General features: G+C 69.0%; 14 protein-coding genes. 4 read left to right on the top strand and 10 right to left on the bottom strand.

Translation table 11 applies throughout. From position 1 onward, the window contains the following. Positions 1-63 precede the first annotated feature (63 nt). Together VHR41_08550 and VHR41_08555 are read left to right on the top strand one after the other, a co-directional pair. Complete coding sequence (locus tag VHR41_08550) at positions 64-1,710, top strand: electron-transfer flavoprotein:ubiquinone oxidoreductase (GenBank protein HEX3234235.1); 1,647 nt, start codon at positions 64-66, stop codon at positions 1,708-1,710. Between the two features lie 256 nt (positions 1,711-1,966). Beyond that, the gene (locus VHR41_08555; protein ID HEX3234236.1) at positions 1,967-2,383 is read left to right on the top strand and encodes a hypothetical protein; all 417 of its coding nucleotides are present in this window, start codon (positions 1,967-1,969) and stop codon (positions 2,381-2,383) included. On the opposite strand, the gene VHR41_08560 is transcribed toward VHR41_08555, so the two are convergent. The 7 genes from VHR41_08560 to VHR41_08590 are packed head-to-tail and all read right to left on the bottom strand — an operon-like array spanning position 2,380 to position 8,664. Beyond that, positions 2,380-2,802, bottom strand: coding sequence for a secondary thiamine-phosphate synthase enzyme YjbQ (locus VHR41_08560; GenBank protein ID HEX3234237.1), 423 nt, complete (start codon positions 2,800-2,802; stop codon positions 2,380-2,382). The genes VHR41_08555 and VHR41_08560 overlap by 4 nt on opposite strands. Further along, positions 2,802-3,647: a 2,3,4,5-tetrahydropyridine-2,6-dicarboxylate N-succinyltransferase gene (locus VHR41_08565; GenBank protein ID HEX3234238.1), complete on the bottom strand. Its 846-nt coding sequence runs from the start codon at positions 3,645-3,647 to the stop codon at positions 2,802-2,804. Before VHR41_08565 ends, VHR41_08560 begins: the two co-directional genes overlap by 1 nt. Further along, on the bottom strand, positions 3,640-4,527 hold the full coding sequence (dapA, locus tag VHR41_08570; protein HEX3234239.1) for a 4-hydroxy-tetrahydrodipicolinate synthase: 888 nt from the start codon (positions 4,525-4,527) through the stop codon (positions 3,640-3,642). The genes VHR41_08565 and dapA overlap by 8 nt, the downstream gene beginning before the upstream one ends. Next, positions 4,524-5,231, bottom strand: coding sequence for a dihydrodipicolinate reductase C-terminal domain-containing protein (locus VHR41_08575; GenBank protein ID HEX3234240.1), 708 nt, complete (start codon positions 5,229-5,231; stop codon positions 4,524-4,526). The genes dapA and VHR41_08575 overlap by 4 nt, the downstream gene beginning before the upstream one ends. A 21-nt stretch (positions 5,232-5,252) precedes the next feature. Next, positions 5,253-6,605 (bottom strand): lysine-sensitive aspartokinase 3, encoded by a 1,353-nt coding sequence (gene lysC, locus VHR41_08580; GenBank protein ID HEX3234241.1) that lies wholly within the window; start codon positions 6,603-6,605, stop codon positions 5,253-5,255. After that, positions 6,602-7,663 carry an aspartate-semialdehyde dehydrogenase gene (gene asd / locus VHR41_08585; GenBank protein ID HEX3234242.1) on the bottom strand — a complete coding sequence of 354 codons (1,062 nt, stop codon included), beginning with the start codon at positions 7,661-7,663 and terminating at the stop codon, positions 6,602-6,604. Before asd ends, lysC begins: the two co-directional genes overlap by 4 nt. Beyond that, positions 7,660-8,664 (bottom strand): M20/M25/M40 family metallo-hydrolase, encoded by a 1,005-nt coding sequence (locus VHR41_08590; protein ID HEX3234243.1) that lies wholly within the window; start codon positions 8,662-8,664, stop codon positions 7,660-7,662. The genes asd and VHR41_08590 overlap by 4 nt, the downstream gene beginning before the upstream one ends. Before the next feature lie 191 nt (positions 8,665-8,855). Here VHR41_08590 and VHR41_08595 point away from each other — a divergent pair, with 191 nt between their 5' ends. Next, complete coding sequence (locus VHR41_08595) at positions 8,856-9,485, top strand: hypothetical protein (protein ID HEX3234244.1); 630 nt, start codon at positions 8,856-8,858, stop codon at positions 9,483-9,485. Here VHR41_08595 and VHR41_08600 read toward each other — a convergent pair. Next, positions 9,475-10,818, bottom strand: coding sequence for an MFS transporter (locus VHR41_08600; protein HEX3234245.1), 1,344 nt, complete (start codon positions 10,816-10,818; stop codon positions 9,475-9,477). The two genes, VHR41_08595 and VHR41_08600, sit on opposite strands and share 11 nt — an antisense overlap. An 85-nt stretch (positions 10,819-10,903) precedes the next feature. Here VHR41_08600 and VHR41_08605 point away from each other — a divergent pair, with 85 nt between their 5' ends. Beyond that, the gene (locus VHR41_08605; protein HEX3234246.1) at positions 10,904-12,565 is read left to right on the top strand and encodes a hypothetical protein; all 1,662 of its coding nucleotides are present in this window, start codon (positions 10,904-10,906) and stop codon (positions 12,563-12,565) included. Positions 12,566-12,627: 62 nt separating this feature from the next. Here VHR41_08605 and VHR41_08610 read toward each other — a convergent pair whose 3' ends face one another. Continuing rightward, positions 12,628-13,563 carry a TerC family protein gene (locus VHR41_08610; protein ID HEX3234247.1) on the bottom strand — a complete coding sequence of 312 codons (936 nt, stop codon included), beginning with the start codon at positions 13,561-13,563 and terminating at the stop codon, positions 12,628-12,630. After that, positions 13,564-14,400 carry a zinc metalloprotease HtpX gene (locus VHR41_08615; protein HEX3234248.1) on the bottom strand — a complete coding sequence of 279 codons (837 nt, stop codon included), beginning with the start codon at positions 14,398-14,400 and terminating at the stop codon, positions 13,564-13,566. Positions 14,401-14,706: the final 306 nt, after the last annotated feature.

Below are 14,706 nucleotides of genomic sequence, written 5' to 3' on the forward strand. Positions count from 1 at the left end.
ACTCGCGAGTCTCCGGCGCTGTGTATATTGTGCCTGCCGCCAGCCAGCCCACGAGGAGCCGTCGTGTCCAGCATCCTTCCGGTCATCCACCAGGTCCCGCTGCCGCTCGATCGGATCATCCTGCGGGACCCCCCGAGCGCCGAAGCGATCGAGATGGACGTGCTGATCGTAGGAGCCGGGCCCGCGGGGCTCTCCTGCGCCATCGAGCTGGCCCGGCTGGCCAAGCAGGACGGCCAGGAGGCGGCGGAGCTCAACATCGGCGTGCTGGAGAAGGCAGAGAGCCTCGGCGAGCACAGCCTCTCGGGCGCGGTCGTCAACCCGAGTGCCTTTCGCGAGCTCTTTCCGGACGGCGTGGCCAGCAGCCTGCCATTCCGTCAGCCGGTGGGTGAGGAAGCGGTGTACTTCCTCACCGAGCGGCGGGCGCAGCGGATCCCCACACCGCCTACCATGCACAACAGCGGTTACTACACGGCGTCGATCTGCGAGATCGTCCGCTGGCTGGGGGAGCGAGCGGAAGAGCTGGGGGTCAATCTGTTTCCCGGCTTTCCGGTGGACGCGCTGCTGGTGGAGGGAGAGCAGGTGCGCGGCGTCCGCACGGCGCCGTCCGGCCTCGACCGCGAGGGCAAGCCGACGGCGGCGTTCGCCGAGCCAACCGACCTCACGGGGCGGGTGACGGTGGTGGCGGAGGGCACCCGCGGGGCATTGGGCCAGGCCTGGCGCCAGTGGCAGCGGGTCGGGTCGCCCAACCCGCAGATCTTCGCGCTCGGCGTCAAGGAGGTATGGGAGACCAGACGTCCGCTGGACCGGGTGATCCATACCCTGGGGTGGCCGTTGCCGACCGATGCGTTCGGCGGCAGCTGGATGTATCCGATGGGGCCGAACCAGGTGTCGCTCGGTCTCGTGGTCGGACTGGACTACCACGACGCGAGCCTCGACGTGCACGAGCTGCTGCAGGGGATGAAGCTCCATCCGCTGTTCCGGGCGCAGCTGGAGGGCGGCCAGCTGCTCGAGTGGGGAGCCAAGACGATTCCCGAGGGCGGCTACCACGCGCTGCCCGAGCGGCTGAGCGGCGACGGCGTGCTCTTCGTGGGCGACACGGCGGGACTGGTGGATGTGCCCTCGCTGAAGGGGATCCACTACGCCATGCAGTCGGGCATCTTCGCCGCCCGCGCGGTGTACGCCGCGCTCAAGCGTGGCGACGTGGGCCGGGGTGCTCTCGCGAGCTACGATCGGATGGTGCGCGAGAGCTACATCGCGGGAGACCTGTACCGTACGCGGAACATGCGGCTGGCGTTCAAGGACGGGCTGTATGCGGGGGGGATCAAGGCCGGGCTGATGACCGTCACCGGAGGCAGGTTTCCGGGCGGCAAGATCGACATGCCGGAGGACGCCGCGATACCGAGGAGAGTGAGCGCCGAGCGGGCGTTCGTGCCGGACGGAACCCTCACGTTCAGCAAGATGGACGCGGTGTTCAAGTCGGGCAATGCGACGCGCGACACCATTCCCTCGCACTTGCTCGCCGGCTCCGATATCAGCGCGGAGGTGGCCGAGTTCTATGCGCACGTCTGCCCGGCGGGCGTCTACGAGCGGGTGGGCGACGGCCTCAGGGTCAATCCGCCCAACTGCGTCGACTGCAAGGCGACCGACGTGGTCGGCCCTCGGTGGACACCGCGCGAAGGCGGCAGCGGGCCCAAATACCGGGGGATGTAGCAGGGGCGGGATTCACGCGGGGCGGGGTGTATCCTGCCGGCGTCGCCCCGCCAGGGCCGGCCCCAGGACGCGGATCGAACGCTGCCGCGGCTTGCAGCGCCTCAACCGACGCTCGGCGAGCAGGTTGGCGGCTCGTGCCGAGGGCCCTCAGCCGGTCGATGACAGAAACTGGACGGCGTCTGCTTCCTGCGGATTGCGTGGCACGGGGATGATGGACAAACTGGACATGAACCCCCGCTCCTCACCGGAGAAACGGATGCATTCGCGTCGAGGTTTCACCGCAGGATCGCTGCTGGTGCTGCTATCGCTGGCGCTTCCCGCGCCGGCGCAGGGCCAGACCACGACGGCGGCCTCCTGGCAGACGAGCCCCGCCTCGCTGCTCAAGAATACGCTCCGGGCAGTGGGCGCCGCACAGGCGCGTTTCCGTCTCTCCAACCGGACGTACGCGCCGTCCGCCGAGGTGCTCGAGCTGCGGCCGGAGTCGGGGGTGCGGGTGGAGATCCTTGCCGCGAGCGCCACCGGCTGGCAGGCCAAAGCCACCTACCAGGGGCAGCCGGGGCGGAGCTGCGTGATGTTCGCAGGCTCCGTCGATGGCGCCGAGGCGCCGAGGACCGACGAGGATCACGAGATGGCGGGCGAGGAAGGCGTGCCGCTCTGCGATTGGATGCGCTAACTGTCCCCCAGCACCTTGATGATCACCCGCTTCCGCCGCTGCCCGTCCCACTCGCCGTAGAACACCCGCTGCCAGGGGCCCAGATCCAGCTTGCCCGCGGTGACCGGCACGATCACCTCGTGTCCCACCGTCAGGCTCCGGAGGTGGGCGGCCGCGTTGTCCTCGCCGGTTTCGTTGTGGTGATAGCGGTCGGGATCCCACGGCGCGACCGTCTCCTCCAGCCAGGCGAGAATGTCCTGCCAGAGGCCCGACTCGTGGTCATTGACGAAAACCGACGCGCTGATGTGCATGGCGGAGACCAGGACGAACCCTTCCGTCACTCGACTCACCCGCACCTGCTCCGCGACCTCGTCGGTGATGTCGATGATCTCCTGGCGCTTCCTGGTCTCGAACCAGAGATAGTGGGTGTGGGCAACCATCAGCGCAGCAGCTCCTCCAGCCGGACCGCCGTCTCGGTTCGCTCGTCCCGGTACTTGATGATCACCGGCGTGTAGAGTCCGATCCCCGCCTCCCGCCCCGCGCCCACTTTGACCGGCCGGGTGCCTGGCACCACCACCGCACCCGCGGGGATCTCGAGCGGGCGGTCGCCGTCCCGGCGGTAGACCCGGTCATGCACCAGGTCGAACACGGCCGTCCCGCCCGTCAGGATCGTACCCGGCGCTAGCACGGCCCGCTCCCGCACGATGGTTCCTTCGTACACTCCGCAGTTGCCTCCCACCAGCACCTCATCCTCGACGATCACCGGGAGCGCCCCGGCCGGCTCCAGCACCCCGCCGATCTGCGCGGCCGCGGAGAGATGCACCCGGCGGCCGATCTGGGCGCACGAGCCCACCAGTGCATGTGAGTCCACCATGGTGCCCTGGTCCACGTAGGCCCCGACGTTGATGTACATCGGGGGCATGCAGACGACGCCCGGGGCCACGTAGCACCCATCTCGGATGGCCGAGCCGCCCGGCACGATCCGGACGCCGTCGGCAGGGCCGATGGGCCGGAGCGCGAAGGTGTCCTTGTCATAGAAAGGAAACGGCCCGCCGGTGGCGGCCGGCTGGATGCTTCCCAGCCGGAAGCCGAGGAGAATACCGGCCTTGACCCATGCGTTGACCCGCCAGGTGCCATCGGCCGCGCGCTCGGCAGCGCGTACTGTCCCGGCGTTGAGCGCGGACCTGAGCCGGACGAACGCGGCGCGCGCGGCCGGCTCCTCACCCTTCGGCACGCCAGCCGTGTAGCGCTCGATCTCCTCACGCAGCGCCGAGCGCTCAGACACCCTCGACACCAGCCACCCGAAGCGCGGCGCCCAGTGCCGCGCTGGTCTCGGCGCTCACCGGCACCAGCGGAAGGCGGAGCGCGTTCCGCACCCGGCCCATCAGGTGCAGCCCGGCCTTGACCGGCGATGGATTGGTCTCCAGGAAGTTGGCATCCATCAACGGAAGCAGCCGGTAGTGCCACTCGCGGGCCCACTCGAGGTCGCCCGAGAGCGACAGATGGACCAGGCCGGTCATCGATGCTGGCACCTGGTTAGAGACCACCGAGATGAGCCCATCGCCACCGGCGCTGATCAGCGGCAGCGCGAGCCAGTCGTCTCCCGAGAGCACCGAGAAGTCTGCCGGCCGCCCGCGGAGCAGGTCCATGATCTGCCGGAGATCGCCACTGGCCTCCTTGATCCCCATGATGTTGGGATGCTCCGCGAGCCGGAGCGCCGTCGCCGGCTTCAGGTTCACCGCGGTGCGGCCCGGCACATTGTAGAGGCAGACCGGCCTGGTGGAGGCGTCGGCCACCGCCATGAAGTGGCGGTACAGGCCGTCCTGGGTGGGCTTGTTGTAGTAGGGAGTTGCGCTAAGGATGTAATCGACACCGAGCCCGCACATTCGCCGGGTCTCCTGCACCGCGCGGGCGGTATCGTTGCTGGTGGCGCCCGCCATGATGGGCACCCGGCCGGCGCCAACCTCGACCACCAGCGCCACCACCCGCTCGCGCTCCGTGTCATCCAGCGTCTGGGCCTCGCCGGTCGAGCCGCAGGGCACCAGGAAGTCGATGGCCTCGGTGATCTGCCATTCGACCAGTGCGCGGAGCGCATCCAGATCGAGCTCACCGGCCTCGGTGAATGGAGTGACCAGCGCCGTACCACAGCCCTGGAACCGGGTCATCCGGGCTCTCCGAAGAGCATTGCCTCGAACGTGTGTACACCAGGGTGGCCCGGCAGCCATTCCGCCGCCGCGAGGGCCCCCGCCGCGAACCCTTCGCGGCTCCGCGCCACGTGGGAGAGCGACAACGTCTCATAGGGCCCGTCATACGTCACGGCATGGGTGCCAGGAATGGCGCCCGCGCGTACCGAGGTGATCGGGAACGGACGGGACGGATCGCTCTGCCGGAGTCCCTCCTGAAGCACGTGGGCGGTGCCCGACGGCGCGTCCCGCTTCGTCGCGTGGTGCTCCTCCAGTATAAAGGCATCGAACTGGGGGTGCCCGGCCAGCCAGCGGCCCAAGTCGCGGGCGGCGCGGAGGAAGAGGTGAACGCCGACGGAGAAGTTGGCGGCGTGGAGCAGTGCGCCACCCCGGCGCTCGGCCAGCGCGGCGATGCGGGGCAGGTCTGCTGTCCAGCCAGTGGTGCCGGTGACAGTTGGGATGCCGGCCTCGATGAGCCGCTCCAGGTTGGCCGGCGCGGCGTCGGGCCGGGTGAACTCGACAGCCACGTCGGCTCCCGCGACCGCGGCCGCCGTGAGGGCGCGGCCACCCGCGTTGTCCGTGCTCTGGATGATCCGGTGTACCGTATGGCCCCGCTGGTCGGCCAACGCCGCCACCGCTCGCCCCATCCGTCCGTTGCCCACGATCAGGATGCGCATCGACGTCATTGGCTCCGGTGATGTGCTGGATCAGCAGGTGCCGAAGAACTCCTGGTGCAGCCGCTGGACGACGCCCGGCCCGTCCTCCTCCCGGACCACGAAGGTCATGTTGATCGCAGAGGCGCCCTGGGAGATGACCTCCACGTTGGCCGGCTGCACCGCGCGGAAGAGCCGCGCCGCGAGCCCGGCCGTGTGCCGCAGTCCGACGCCCACCACCGCGATCACGGCGCGCCCATTATCCACCGACACCTCACCCAGCTCCGCCAGGTCGCGCACCACGGCGCCGAGATGGGAGCGCTCCTCGACCGTGAGCGAGACGCTGACCTCGCTGCTCGCGAGCACGTCCACTACCACCTCGTGCCGCTCGAACACCTCGAACAGCGCTCGGAGGAAGCCGAAGGCACCCAGCATCCGGGGCGCGCGGATGTTGATCACGGTGATACCCCGCTTCCAGGAGATGGACCGGACCGGCGAGTCGCCCATCCGCTCCAGGATGGCGGACGGCTCGATGGTCGTCCCGGGCCGCCCCGGCTGGGTCGAGTTGAGCACCACGATCGGGATTCCCGCTCGCACCAGCGGCTGCGCGGTGGCCGGATGGAGCACCGTGGCGCCGAAGGTTGCCAGCTCCGCCGCCTCCTCGTAGCTCGCCTCCGCCAGCGTGCGGGCCGACGGAACGATGCGCGGATCGGCCGTCATGAGGCCGTCCACGTCGGTCCAGATCTCCACTCGCTCGACCTCCAGCGCGGCGCCCAGCAAGGCCGCCGTGAAATCCGAGCCGCCCCGGCCGAGGGTGGTGGGAATGCCGGCCGCGGTCGCGCCGATGAAGCCCTGGGTGACGGGAATCCGGCCCGACGCCGTCAGCGGCTGGAGACAGGCCCGCGCGCGCTCGGTGACCACCCGTACATCGGGCGCGGCCCGGGTGAACCGCTCGTCCGTGATCATGATCGTGCGCACGTCGACCCAAGTGGCGGGGAGCCCGGCGTTCTCTAGCGCCGCCGCCACCAGCCGGGAGCTCCAGAGCTCGCCCCGGCCGGCGAGCGCGTCCAGCTCCTGGGGCCGGAGCTGCCGGCCCAGCGCCGGGTGGAGCTCGTCCCGCAGGGCGGCGGCGTCCTTGGTGATTTCCACCAGCGCGGCTCCGGTGCCGCCGAGGTCCTGGGGGATGTCGTTGTGGCGCGCGAGCAGGCGGCCGATCGCCGCGTCCAGCCCGCCCGCGTCTCCGCTGAGCACGGGACGGGCGAGGTCCAGCAAGCCATCGGTCACGCCGCCCAGTGCGGAGACCACTACCACCGGACGCTCCTCCTGCCGTCCCCTGACGATCTCGACCAGCCGCCCGATGGCCGGCCCATTGCCCACCGAGGTTCCCCCGAACTTGGCAATGATCATGACCCGCGCGTCACCCGTCCCTCGGCTACCAGGAGCTCCGCGATCTGTACCGCCTGGCCCGCGGCTCCCCGGATGGTATTGTGGCCCAGCAGGACCAGCCGGAGATCGAGAATGGGACAGGGCCGTACCCGGCCGACCGTCACCGCCATGCCCCGGCCCCGCTCCAGATCGAGCCTCGGCTGCGGCCGGTCAGGGCGCGACTCGACCTCGATCGGGAGCGCCGGCGAGCTGGGAAGGCAGGCCACCCGTTCGGGGGCACGGAACGCGCTGAGCGCCGCGAGGGCCTCGTCGGGAGTCACCCGGCGACGGAACCCCACGCTGACCGCCTCCAGATGCCCGTCCACCACCGCCACCCGGTTGGTGTGCGCGCTCACCCCGAAGGCGGCCGGCGTGACCACGCCGTTTTCCAGCGTGCCCAGGATCTTCCGGCTCTCCCGCTCGATCTTCTCCTCCTCGCCGCCGATGTACGGCACCACGTTGCCCACGATGTCCAACGAGGCCACGCCGGGATAGCCCGCTCCGGAGACCGCCTGCATCGTGGAGACGAACAGCTTTTCGATGCCGAATGCCCGGTGCAGTGGCGCCAGCGCCAGCGTCAGCGCCGCCGTAGAGCAGTTGGGGTTGGCCAGGATCGCGCCGGACCAGCCGCGGGTCTCCTGCTGCCGCTCCAGCAGGCGAAGATGGTCGAGGTTGGCTTCCGGGATGAGCAGCGGGACGTCCGGATCCATCCGGTGGCTCCGGGCGTTGGTCACCACCTGAGCGCCGGCCCGCGCAAACGCCTGCTCGATCGGGCCCGCCACCTCGGCGTCGAGCGCCGAGAAGGCGATCGGGCCGGCAAGGGGGGGAGTACACTCCTGCACCGTGAGCTCCGCAATGCGCTGGGGCAGCGGCACCGCCTCTCGCCAGCGCACCACCTCACCGTAGCGTTTGCCCGCGCTGGTGGAGGAGGCGGCCACCGCCCCCACCTCGAACCAGGGATGCTCGGCCAGGAGGCGCACGAACTTCTGTCCGACGGTGCCGGTGGCACCCAGAATCGTGACCGGGATCTTGGCTGTCATGCCGCCTCGGAGGCGAGGAGATCGGTGGCCAGTCGCACGTAGAGCTCCACGCCGCGCAAGAGGTCGGCCTTGAGGATATGCTCCTGCGCGGAGTGGGCGACCCGGATCGAGCCGGGCCCTAGCTGATAACCCTCGCCCCAGGCAGCGAGAAACGGGAGATCGCTGGCGAAGCTCACCACTGTGGTGTCCCACCCGGCCGGAATGACCGACGCCCGGTGGCTGGGCAGCTCGACCGGAAAGGTGACGGAGACGCCGGGTGAGGCCAGTGCGCGGACGGTTGCCTTGAGTCCCTCGGTGGGCTCTACCGTGCGAATGAGGATCTGTGCGGTGGCATGCGGAGCCAGCACGTTGGGCGCCACGCCGCCGCCGATGAGTCCGATGTTCAGCGTGGAGGCGCCCAGCAGCGGATCGATGGCCAGCGGCATCCGCCGGATCCGCTCGATGGTATCGAGCAGCATCGCCGTCGCGCTCACGCCCTCGTCGGGATAGGCCGAGTGCGCCGGCTGTCCGCTGGCCTCGAGATCGACTCGGAGCGAGCCCTTCTGTCCGATGGACAGCCGATTCTCGGTCGGCTCGCCGTTGATGACGAACCGGCCCCGCGGCCCCAGGTCGGCTGCCACGCGGGCACCATCGGAGCCATTCTCTTCCCCTACGAGGAAGAGGAGCCCGATCCGGCGCTCCCCCGCAGCGGCCAGTCGCTCAGCCGCCGCCACCATCGCCGCCGCGATGCCCTTGGCGTCGCAGCTTCCCCGACCCCGAATCGCCTGGTCGTCCTCGCTCAGCGGGAGGTAGGGAGGCACGGTGTCGACGTGGGTGCTGAAGACCAGCGCCGGGGGCTCACGGTAGGCCAGGAGATTGTCCCGCCCGGCCGTGACCCGCTGGCGAGCGACCCGGTATCCGGCCCCCCGAAGCGCGCTTTCCAGCAGATCGGTGGCCGGACCCTCGGCCCCGGTGGGGGTCTCGAGAGCCACGAGGGCCCGGGTCAGCTCCAGTGCGTCCATGGAATGAAAGCGCCCCGCCGGCGTGGTGCGCGGCGGGGCTCCTGGTCGAGGGATAGGCGGGACTCCTTACGCCGACCGAGCTCCGCTCGTAATAGTCATCGCCGTCACGCTCGCCGTAGAATTGAGTGAGTGCGCAAGTTAGGATAGGGAGTATCGGCGGGCAAGTGGTTTCCCGCGGAGAGGAGGACCCTGTGACCCGTCTCCCATCGGTGCTGCCATTCCTGTTCTGCGTCGGGACCGGCGTGGCGTGCGAATCCGCCTTCTCTGTGTCTTCTGACGGCATCCTCCACGTCCTCGTCACCTCGTCCGGTTCCGGCTCCGATTCAGACGGCTTCATCCTCACGGTGGACGGCGGCGTGACCCGCGACATCTCCGCCGGCGGAAACATCGCGCTCGAGGGTCTGTCTCCGGGGACTCATACGGTGCTCCTCTCGGGCATCGCGTCGAACTGTGCGGTGCAGGGGGAGAATCCGCGTTCGGTAGAGGTGGGTACAGACGGAGGAGCGGCGGTGAGCTTCACCGTGACCTGCCAATCCGTCCCGGCCGACGGATTTCGGATATTCGTCAGCACGACGGGAGATGCTCCCGACCGGGATGGCTACCGCCTGGCGGTGGCCGGTGTTCCCATCCGGTCGATTCCGATCCAGGCTGAAGAGACGTTCGTTGGGCTCACGCCCGGGGGACACCTCATCTCGCTCAAGGACATGGCCGAAGGCTGCGTACTGCAGGGCGGAAATCCCCAGCTCGTCGAGGTGCGCCCGGGGAGGATGGTGGAGGTTCGGTTCGATGTCCTCTGCGGAAACGCCGACCTTACGCCGTAGCCTGGTCGGCCGCCCGGGCCTGGCGCCGCCCCTCTTCGAGGTTCACGAAGGTGAGGATGGCCGCCCCCACCGCGAAGAAGGCGATGACCGACAGGATCGCGTTCCGGCTCGACCCGGTAGCCGCGATCGTCCCGGCGAAGATCAGCGGCCCGAAGATCCCGGCGAACTTCTCGAAGACGCTGAAGAAGCCGAAGAACTCCCCCGACTTGTGGTGCGGGATCATGCTCGCGAAGAGCGAGCGGCTGAGCGCCTGGGTGCCTCCCTGCACCAACCCCACCAACCCCGCCAGCACATAGAAGTGCAGGGCCGTCTTCATGAAGAACCCCAGAACGCTGATGGCCGCGTAGACCAGGAGGCCCAGGAAGAGCGACCGCTTCGCCCCGATCCGCCCCGCCAGCATGCCGAAGAGGAAGGAGCACGGAATGCCCACGAACTGCACCAGGAGAATGGCGCCGATCAGCGCGCTCTGCTCGATCCCCAGCTCGGTGCCGTAGGCCGTTGCCATCTTGATGATCGTCTGGATGCCGTCGTTGTAGATCAGGAAGGCAAGCAGCATCAGAAATGCCTGCCGGTATCCGCGCAGCTCGCGGAACGTCTCGGCCAGGCGGACGAATGCCGCCCGGATCGGCGTCTCGTCCCGCCGTTCGTCCGGCTCGAGCTTGCGGGGCGGCTCGGGCACCCGGCGGAACAGCGGGATCGAGAACACCAGCCACCAGGCCGCGACCGAGAGGAAGGCGAGCCGGGCCGGCAGCGTGGCCGCCGGCTCGTCGAGCCCCGGACCGGAGGGGAGTCCGAACCAGCCCGGCCGCTGAATCCAGGCGAGATTGAGCGCAAGCAGGAGCCCGCCGCCAACGTAGCCCATGGCGTAGCCGGCGGTGGAGACCCGATCGATCTCCCGCGGCCCCGCGATATGCGGTAGGAGCGATTCGTAGAACACGAAGCTTCCGGTGACCCCAATGAGCGCCAGCACGAAGAGCCACGAGGCGAGCGCCAGGTCGCCGGTATGCACGAAGAAGAGTCCGGCCACCGCCGCCACGCCCACGGCCATGAAGACCGCCAGGAGCGGCTTCTTCATCCCGCTGTAGTCCGACACCGCTCCCAGTATCGGCGATGCGATCGCAATGAGCACCAACGCCACCGTGTTCACGGTGGCCAGCTGCTGAGTCGCGCGGCTCTGAGCCAGGTGGGCGCCAGCCACCTTGACGAAGTAGATCGGGAAGACCGCCACCATGACGGTGGTCTGCATGGAGGAGGCGGCCCAGTCGTACATGGCCCAGGCGCGGAGCTCGGGCCGATCGAGGCCCAGGCGGGCCAGAAAGGGAAGACGGGGCATCGGGAGAAGATACAACTCTCGGGCGGCGCGGCGTGTCCAACGGGAGTCCCCGCGCCGCCTGTCTTCTCTCTGAGCGGAGTCCTCCGTGCTTCGTCGCTCGACCGCGCTGTTGCTGGCGGCCCTCGCCGGCGTCCCGTTCATCCGCCCCGGGTACGCGCAAGACGCGCCCCTCGATAGTGCCGCCGTGGCGGCCTGGCGGCAGGACCTCCGATACATGGCCGGTCAGATGCCCGAATGGCACCGGAATCTCTATCACACGATCTCCAAACCATCGTTCGACAGCGCTGTGGCCTCGCTCGACGCCCGGTTGCCGACGCTGCGGCGCGAGCAGGTCATCCTGGAGCTGGCCCGCATCGTCACGCGGGTGGGTGACGGTCACACCAACGTCGCTCCGACCCGCGATCCCAGGATCGGCTTCCGTACCTATCCCATCGCCCTCTACTTCTTCAGCGACGGTCTCTACATCCGGGCCGCCGACTCGGCGCACGCGGGGCTGATCGGGGCGCGCGTCGTCCGGATCGGCGGGCACTCCGTGGAGGAAGCGTATGCGGCGGTGCGGCCGCTCATCGGCCGGGACAACGAGATGGGGGTCAGGTTCTTCGCCCCATTTCTGCTGGTGATGCCCGAGATCCTCCAGGGCACCGGACTCATCCCGGACATGGAGCGTGCCGAGCTCACCCTCGAGCGCGAGGGACGCCGATTCAAGGCGGCGCTCGCGCCCGCCGGTCCGGCGCCGATGATGGCACCGGAAACTGATCGGAGCTGGGTCGTTCCTCAGGGCTGGACCGACGCCAGGCAGGGTGCCGGCCGTCCCGCGCCGCTTTGGCTGGAGGATCCTTCGGAGAAATTCCGCTACCGTTACCTGCCCGATTCCCACACCCTCTACGTCCAGCTCAACGAGGTGGGCGACAAGCCGGACGAGACGCTGGAACGGTTCTGCCAGCGGCTCTTTGCCTTCGCCCGGCGCCGGCCGGTCCGGCGCTTTGTCCTTGACCTGCGGCTCAACGGCGGCGGCAACGGGGCGCTCAACCGGCCGCTCCTGCTCGGCATCATCCGGGCGAAGAGCCTGGACGTGCGGGGCCGGCTTTTCGTCATCACCGGCCGGCGCACCTGGTCGGCCGCGCAGTTTCTGGTGACCCTGCTGGAGAATTTCACCAATGCCATCTTCGTCGGCGAGCCGACCGCGTCGCGCGGCAATGCCTACGGCGACTCGCACCGGATCACGCTCCCCAACAGCGGGATCACCGTGCGGGTATCGACCCTCTGGTGGCAGCTCTCCGACCCGCGGGACACGCGGCCCTGGACCGCTCCGGAGATCGCCGCGGACCTCTCTTTCGAGGACTACCGGAGGAATCGGGATCCTGCCATGGAAGCAATCCTGACCTACCGGAACACTCCACCGCTGGCGGAGCAGCTGGACCAGAGCCTTCGCCAGGGAGGGCTCGCGCGTGCCCTGGAGAGGTACCACGGCTACAAGGCGGACCCGCGCACCCGTTGGGTGGATACCGAGGCCGCACTGAACGGGCTCGGCTATCGCCTGCTGGAGCAGCAGCAGCTGAACGACGCGATCGTCGTCTTCAAGCTGAACGCCAGCGAGCACCCCGATTCCTGGAACGTCTACGATAGCCTGGCGGAAGCGTATCTGAAGGCGGGACAAGTGGATCTGGCCATCCGCAACTATGAGCGCTCGGTCGCCCGCAATTCGGGCAACCACCAGGCAATCGACGCGTTGAGGAGCCTCCGGTGACGCTGCCACTCGGAGGGCGCGCCGTCATCCGAGTGCCGCGCTCAACATCAGCGCCCCCGGCATCAGGCCCTTTGCCGGACCTCCCGCGCGCTCCGCCAGACCGAGAGCGCGATGGCACCGGCCAGCAGAGAGACCACCACCGCGAGCGACGCGACCGTGGGCAGGTGGAACCAGTGGCTCAGCCCCATCTTGAGCCCCACGAAGATCAGGATCAACGCGACGCCGGGCTTGAGGTAGACGAACTTGTCGATCATCCCGGCCAGCACGAAAAAGAGCGCGCGCAGACCGAGGATGGCGAAGACGTTCGAGCTGTAGACCAGGAAGGGGTCGCGGGTCACCGCGAAGATGGCCGGGATGCTGTCGATCGCGAAGACCAGGTCCGACCATTCGACCACCAGCACCACCAGCAGGAGCGGCGTGGCGAGCAGCCGACCGCGGCTGGTGCGGCAGAAGAAACGGCTGCCGTCGTAGGAGTCGGAGAACGGCAGCAGCCGGCGCGCCAGGCGGACCACCGGGTTCTTCTCCGGCTGGATCCGCTCCTCCTTTCCGCCCAGCATCCGGATGCCGGTCAGCACCAGGATACCGCCGAAGAGGTACACGACCCACTCGAAGCGCTGCAGCAGCAGCGCGCCGAGCGCGATCATCACGAACCGCATCACGATCGCGCCGAGAATGCCCCACTTGAGCACCTTCGCCTGCGCGGCCGCCGGCACGCCGAAGTAGGTGAAGATCAGGAGGAAGACGAAGAGATTGTCGACGCTGAGGGACAGCTCGATCAGATAACCGGTGTAATATTCGAGGGCGTGCCGCGATCCCTCCCGCCACAGGATGAACAGGCCGAATCCGAGGGCGAGGGCGATGAGCCCGAGACTCCAGCTCATCGCCTCCTTGAAGCCCAGCGCGTGGGAGCGCCGGTTGAGCACCCCGAGGTCGAGGACCAGCAGCCCGACCACCAGCGCGGTGAACCCGAGCCAGACGGCGGTCGGGTGGTGTCCCATTTACCGGCCCGCGGCCATCGCCTCGAGCCGGGCCACCCGCTCCTCCGTCGGGGGATGGGTGCTGAAGAGCCCGGACACTCCGCCCCCGTGCGCGGCCAATGGATTCACCTGCGCCAGTGGCGCCGCGGCCGGGGCCACCTCCATCGGGATCCGGTGCGCTAGCGCGTCCAGCCGCCGGAGCGCGTTGGCCAAGGGCAGCGGGCGTCCCAGGATCTCCGCGCCGACCCGGTCGGCCTCGAACTCCCGCTGGCGGGACACCGCGAACTGGATCAGCATCGCTCCGATCGGCGCCAGGAGCAGCAGGCCGAGCCGGGCAAAGGGGTGACCGCCCTCCTCATCCCGGCCGCCGCCGAACATGATGAGGTAGGGGAGATTACTGATCGCGCCCGCGACACCGGCGGCAAGCGTGGTGATGAGCATGTCCCGACTCTTCACGTGCGCCAGCTCGTGCGCCAGCACGCCTTCCAGCTCGTCCTGGGGCACGTACTTGAGGATCCCGGTCGTCACCGCCACCACCGCGTGCTCCGGGTTCCTCCCGGTGGCAAAGGCGTTCGGCTGCTCGTGCGGCGCCACGGCCACCCTGGGCATCGGGAGGCCAGCCCGCTGGCGCAGCCGGTCCACCATCCGGTAGAGCTCAGGCGCCTCCGCCTCGGTGACCACGTGGGCGCCGTACATCCGCAGCACCATGCGGTCGGAGAAGAAGTACATGATGAAGTTGAACGCGCCGCCCAGCAGCAGCGCGAGCAGCAGCCCCTGGGAGCCGCCCAGCAGCTGGCCCGCCAGCAGGAAGAGCCCCATGAGCCCGGCCATGAGGACCATTGTCTTGATGTTGTTCATACGCTCCTCACACCCTCAGTGGGGTCTAACAAAAAGAGCGAGACCCCGTCCGCTCCGCTTTCGCGTTGGACGAAGGTCTCGCTCTGGTGCGCGGGCAGGCGCTTGGCGCCACCCCGACCCTGCTGGACCGTGCTCGCGCGGGCGAGCAGTCTTGACGATCCAGACGTCCGCCATCCGGCGGATAAGCTACTCCCCTTCTTGTGCCGAAAACTTAGTCAGTTTCGAGGGGCCGGTCAACTCTCGCCGGACTTGAGCGCGGCTCGGGAGTGTGCGGCTGGACACGGCAGCGGCCGGGAGCGAGTGAAA

This window comes from Gemmatimonadales bacterium (assembly GCA_036265815.1).
Classification (GTDB): domain Bacteria; phylum Gemmatimonadota; class Gemmatimonadetes; order Gemmatimonadales; family GWC2-71-9; genus CAVVWJ01.

Excerpts from the sequence above, each read along its gene's own strand:
- VHR41_08555 (HEX3234236.1), top strand. The coding sequence starts at position 1,967 with ATGCATTCGCGTCGAGGTTTCACCGCAGGATCGCTGCTGGTGCTGCTA.
- VHR41_08560 (HEX3234237.1), bottom strand. The coding sequence starts at position 2,802 with ATGGTTGCCCACACCCACTATCTCTGGTTCGAGACCAGGAAGCGCCAG.
- dapA (HEX3234239.1), bottom strand. The coding sequence starts at position 4,527 with ATGACCCGGTTCCAGGGCTGTGGTACGGCGCTGGTCACTCCATTCACC.
- VHR41_08575 (HEX3234240.1), bottom strand. The coding sequence starts at position 5,231 with ATGACGTCGATGCGCATCCTGATCGTGGGCAACGGACGGATGGGGCGA.
- lysC (HEX3234241.1), bottom strand. The coding sequence starts at position 6,605 with ATGATCATTGCCAAGTTCGGGGGAACCTCGGTGGGCAATGGGCCGGCC.
- asd (HEX3234242.1), bottom strand. The coding sequence starts at position 7,663 with ATGACAGCCAAGATCCCGGTCACGATTCTGGGTGCCACCGGCACCGTC.
- VHR41_08590 (HEX3234243.1), bottom strand. The coding sequence starts at position 8,664 with ATGGACGCACTGGAGCTGACCCGGGCCCTCGTGGCTCTCGAGACCCCC.
- VHR41_08600 (HEX3234245.1), bottom strand. The coding sequence starts at position 10,818 with ATGCCCCGTCTTCCCTTTCTGGCCCGCCTGGGCCTCGATCGGCCCGAG.
- VHR41_08610 (HEX3234247.1), bottom strand. The coding sequence starts at position 13,563 with ATGGGACACCACCCGACCGCCGTCTGGCTCGGGTTCACCGCGCTGGTG.
- VHR41_08615 (HEX3234248.1), bottom strand. The coding sequence starts at position 14,400 with ATGAACAACATCAAGACAATGGTCCTCATGGCCGGGCTCATGGGGCTC.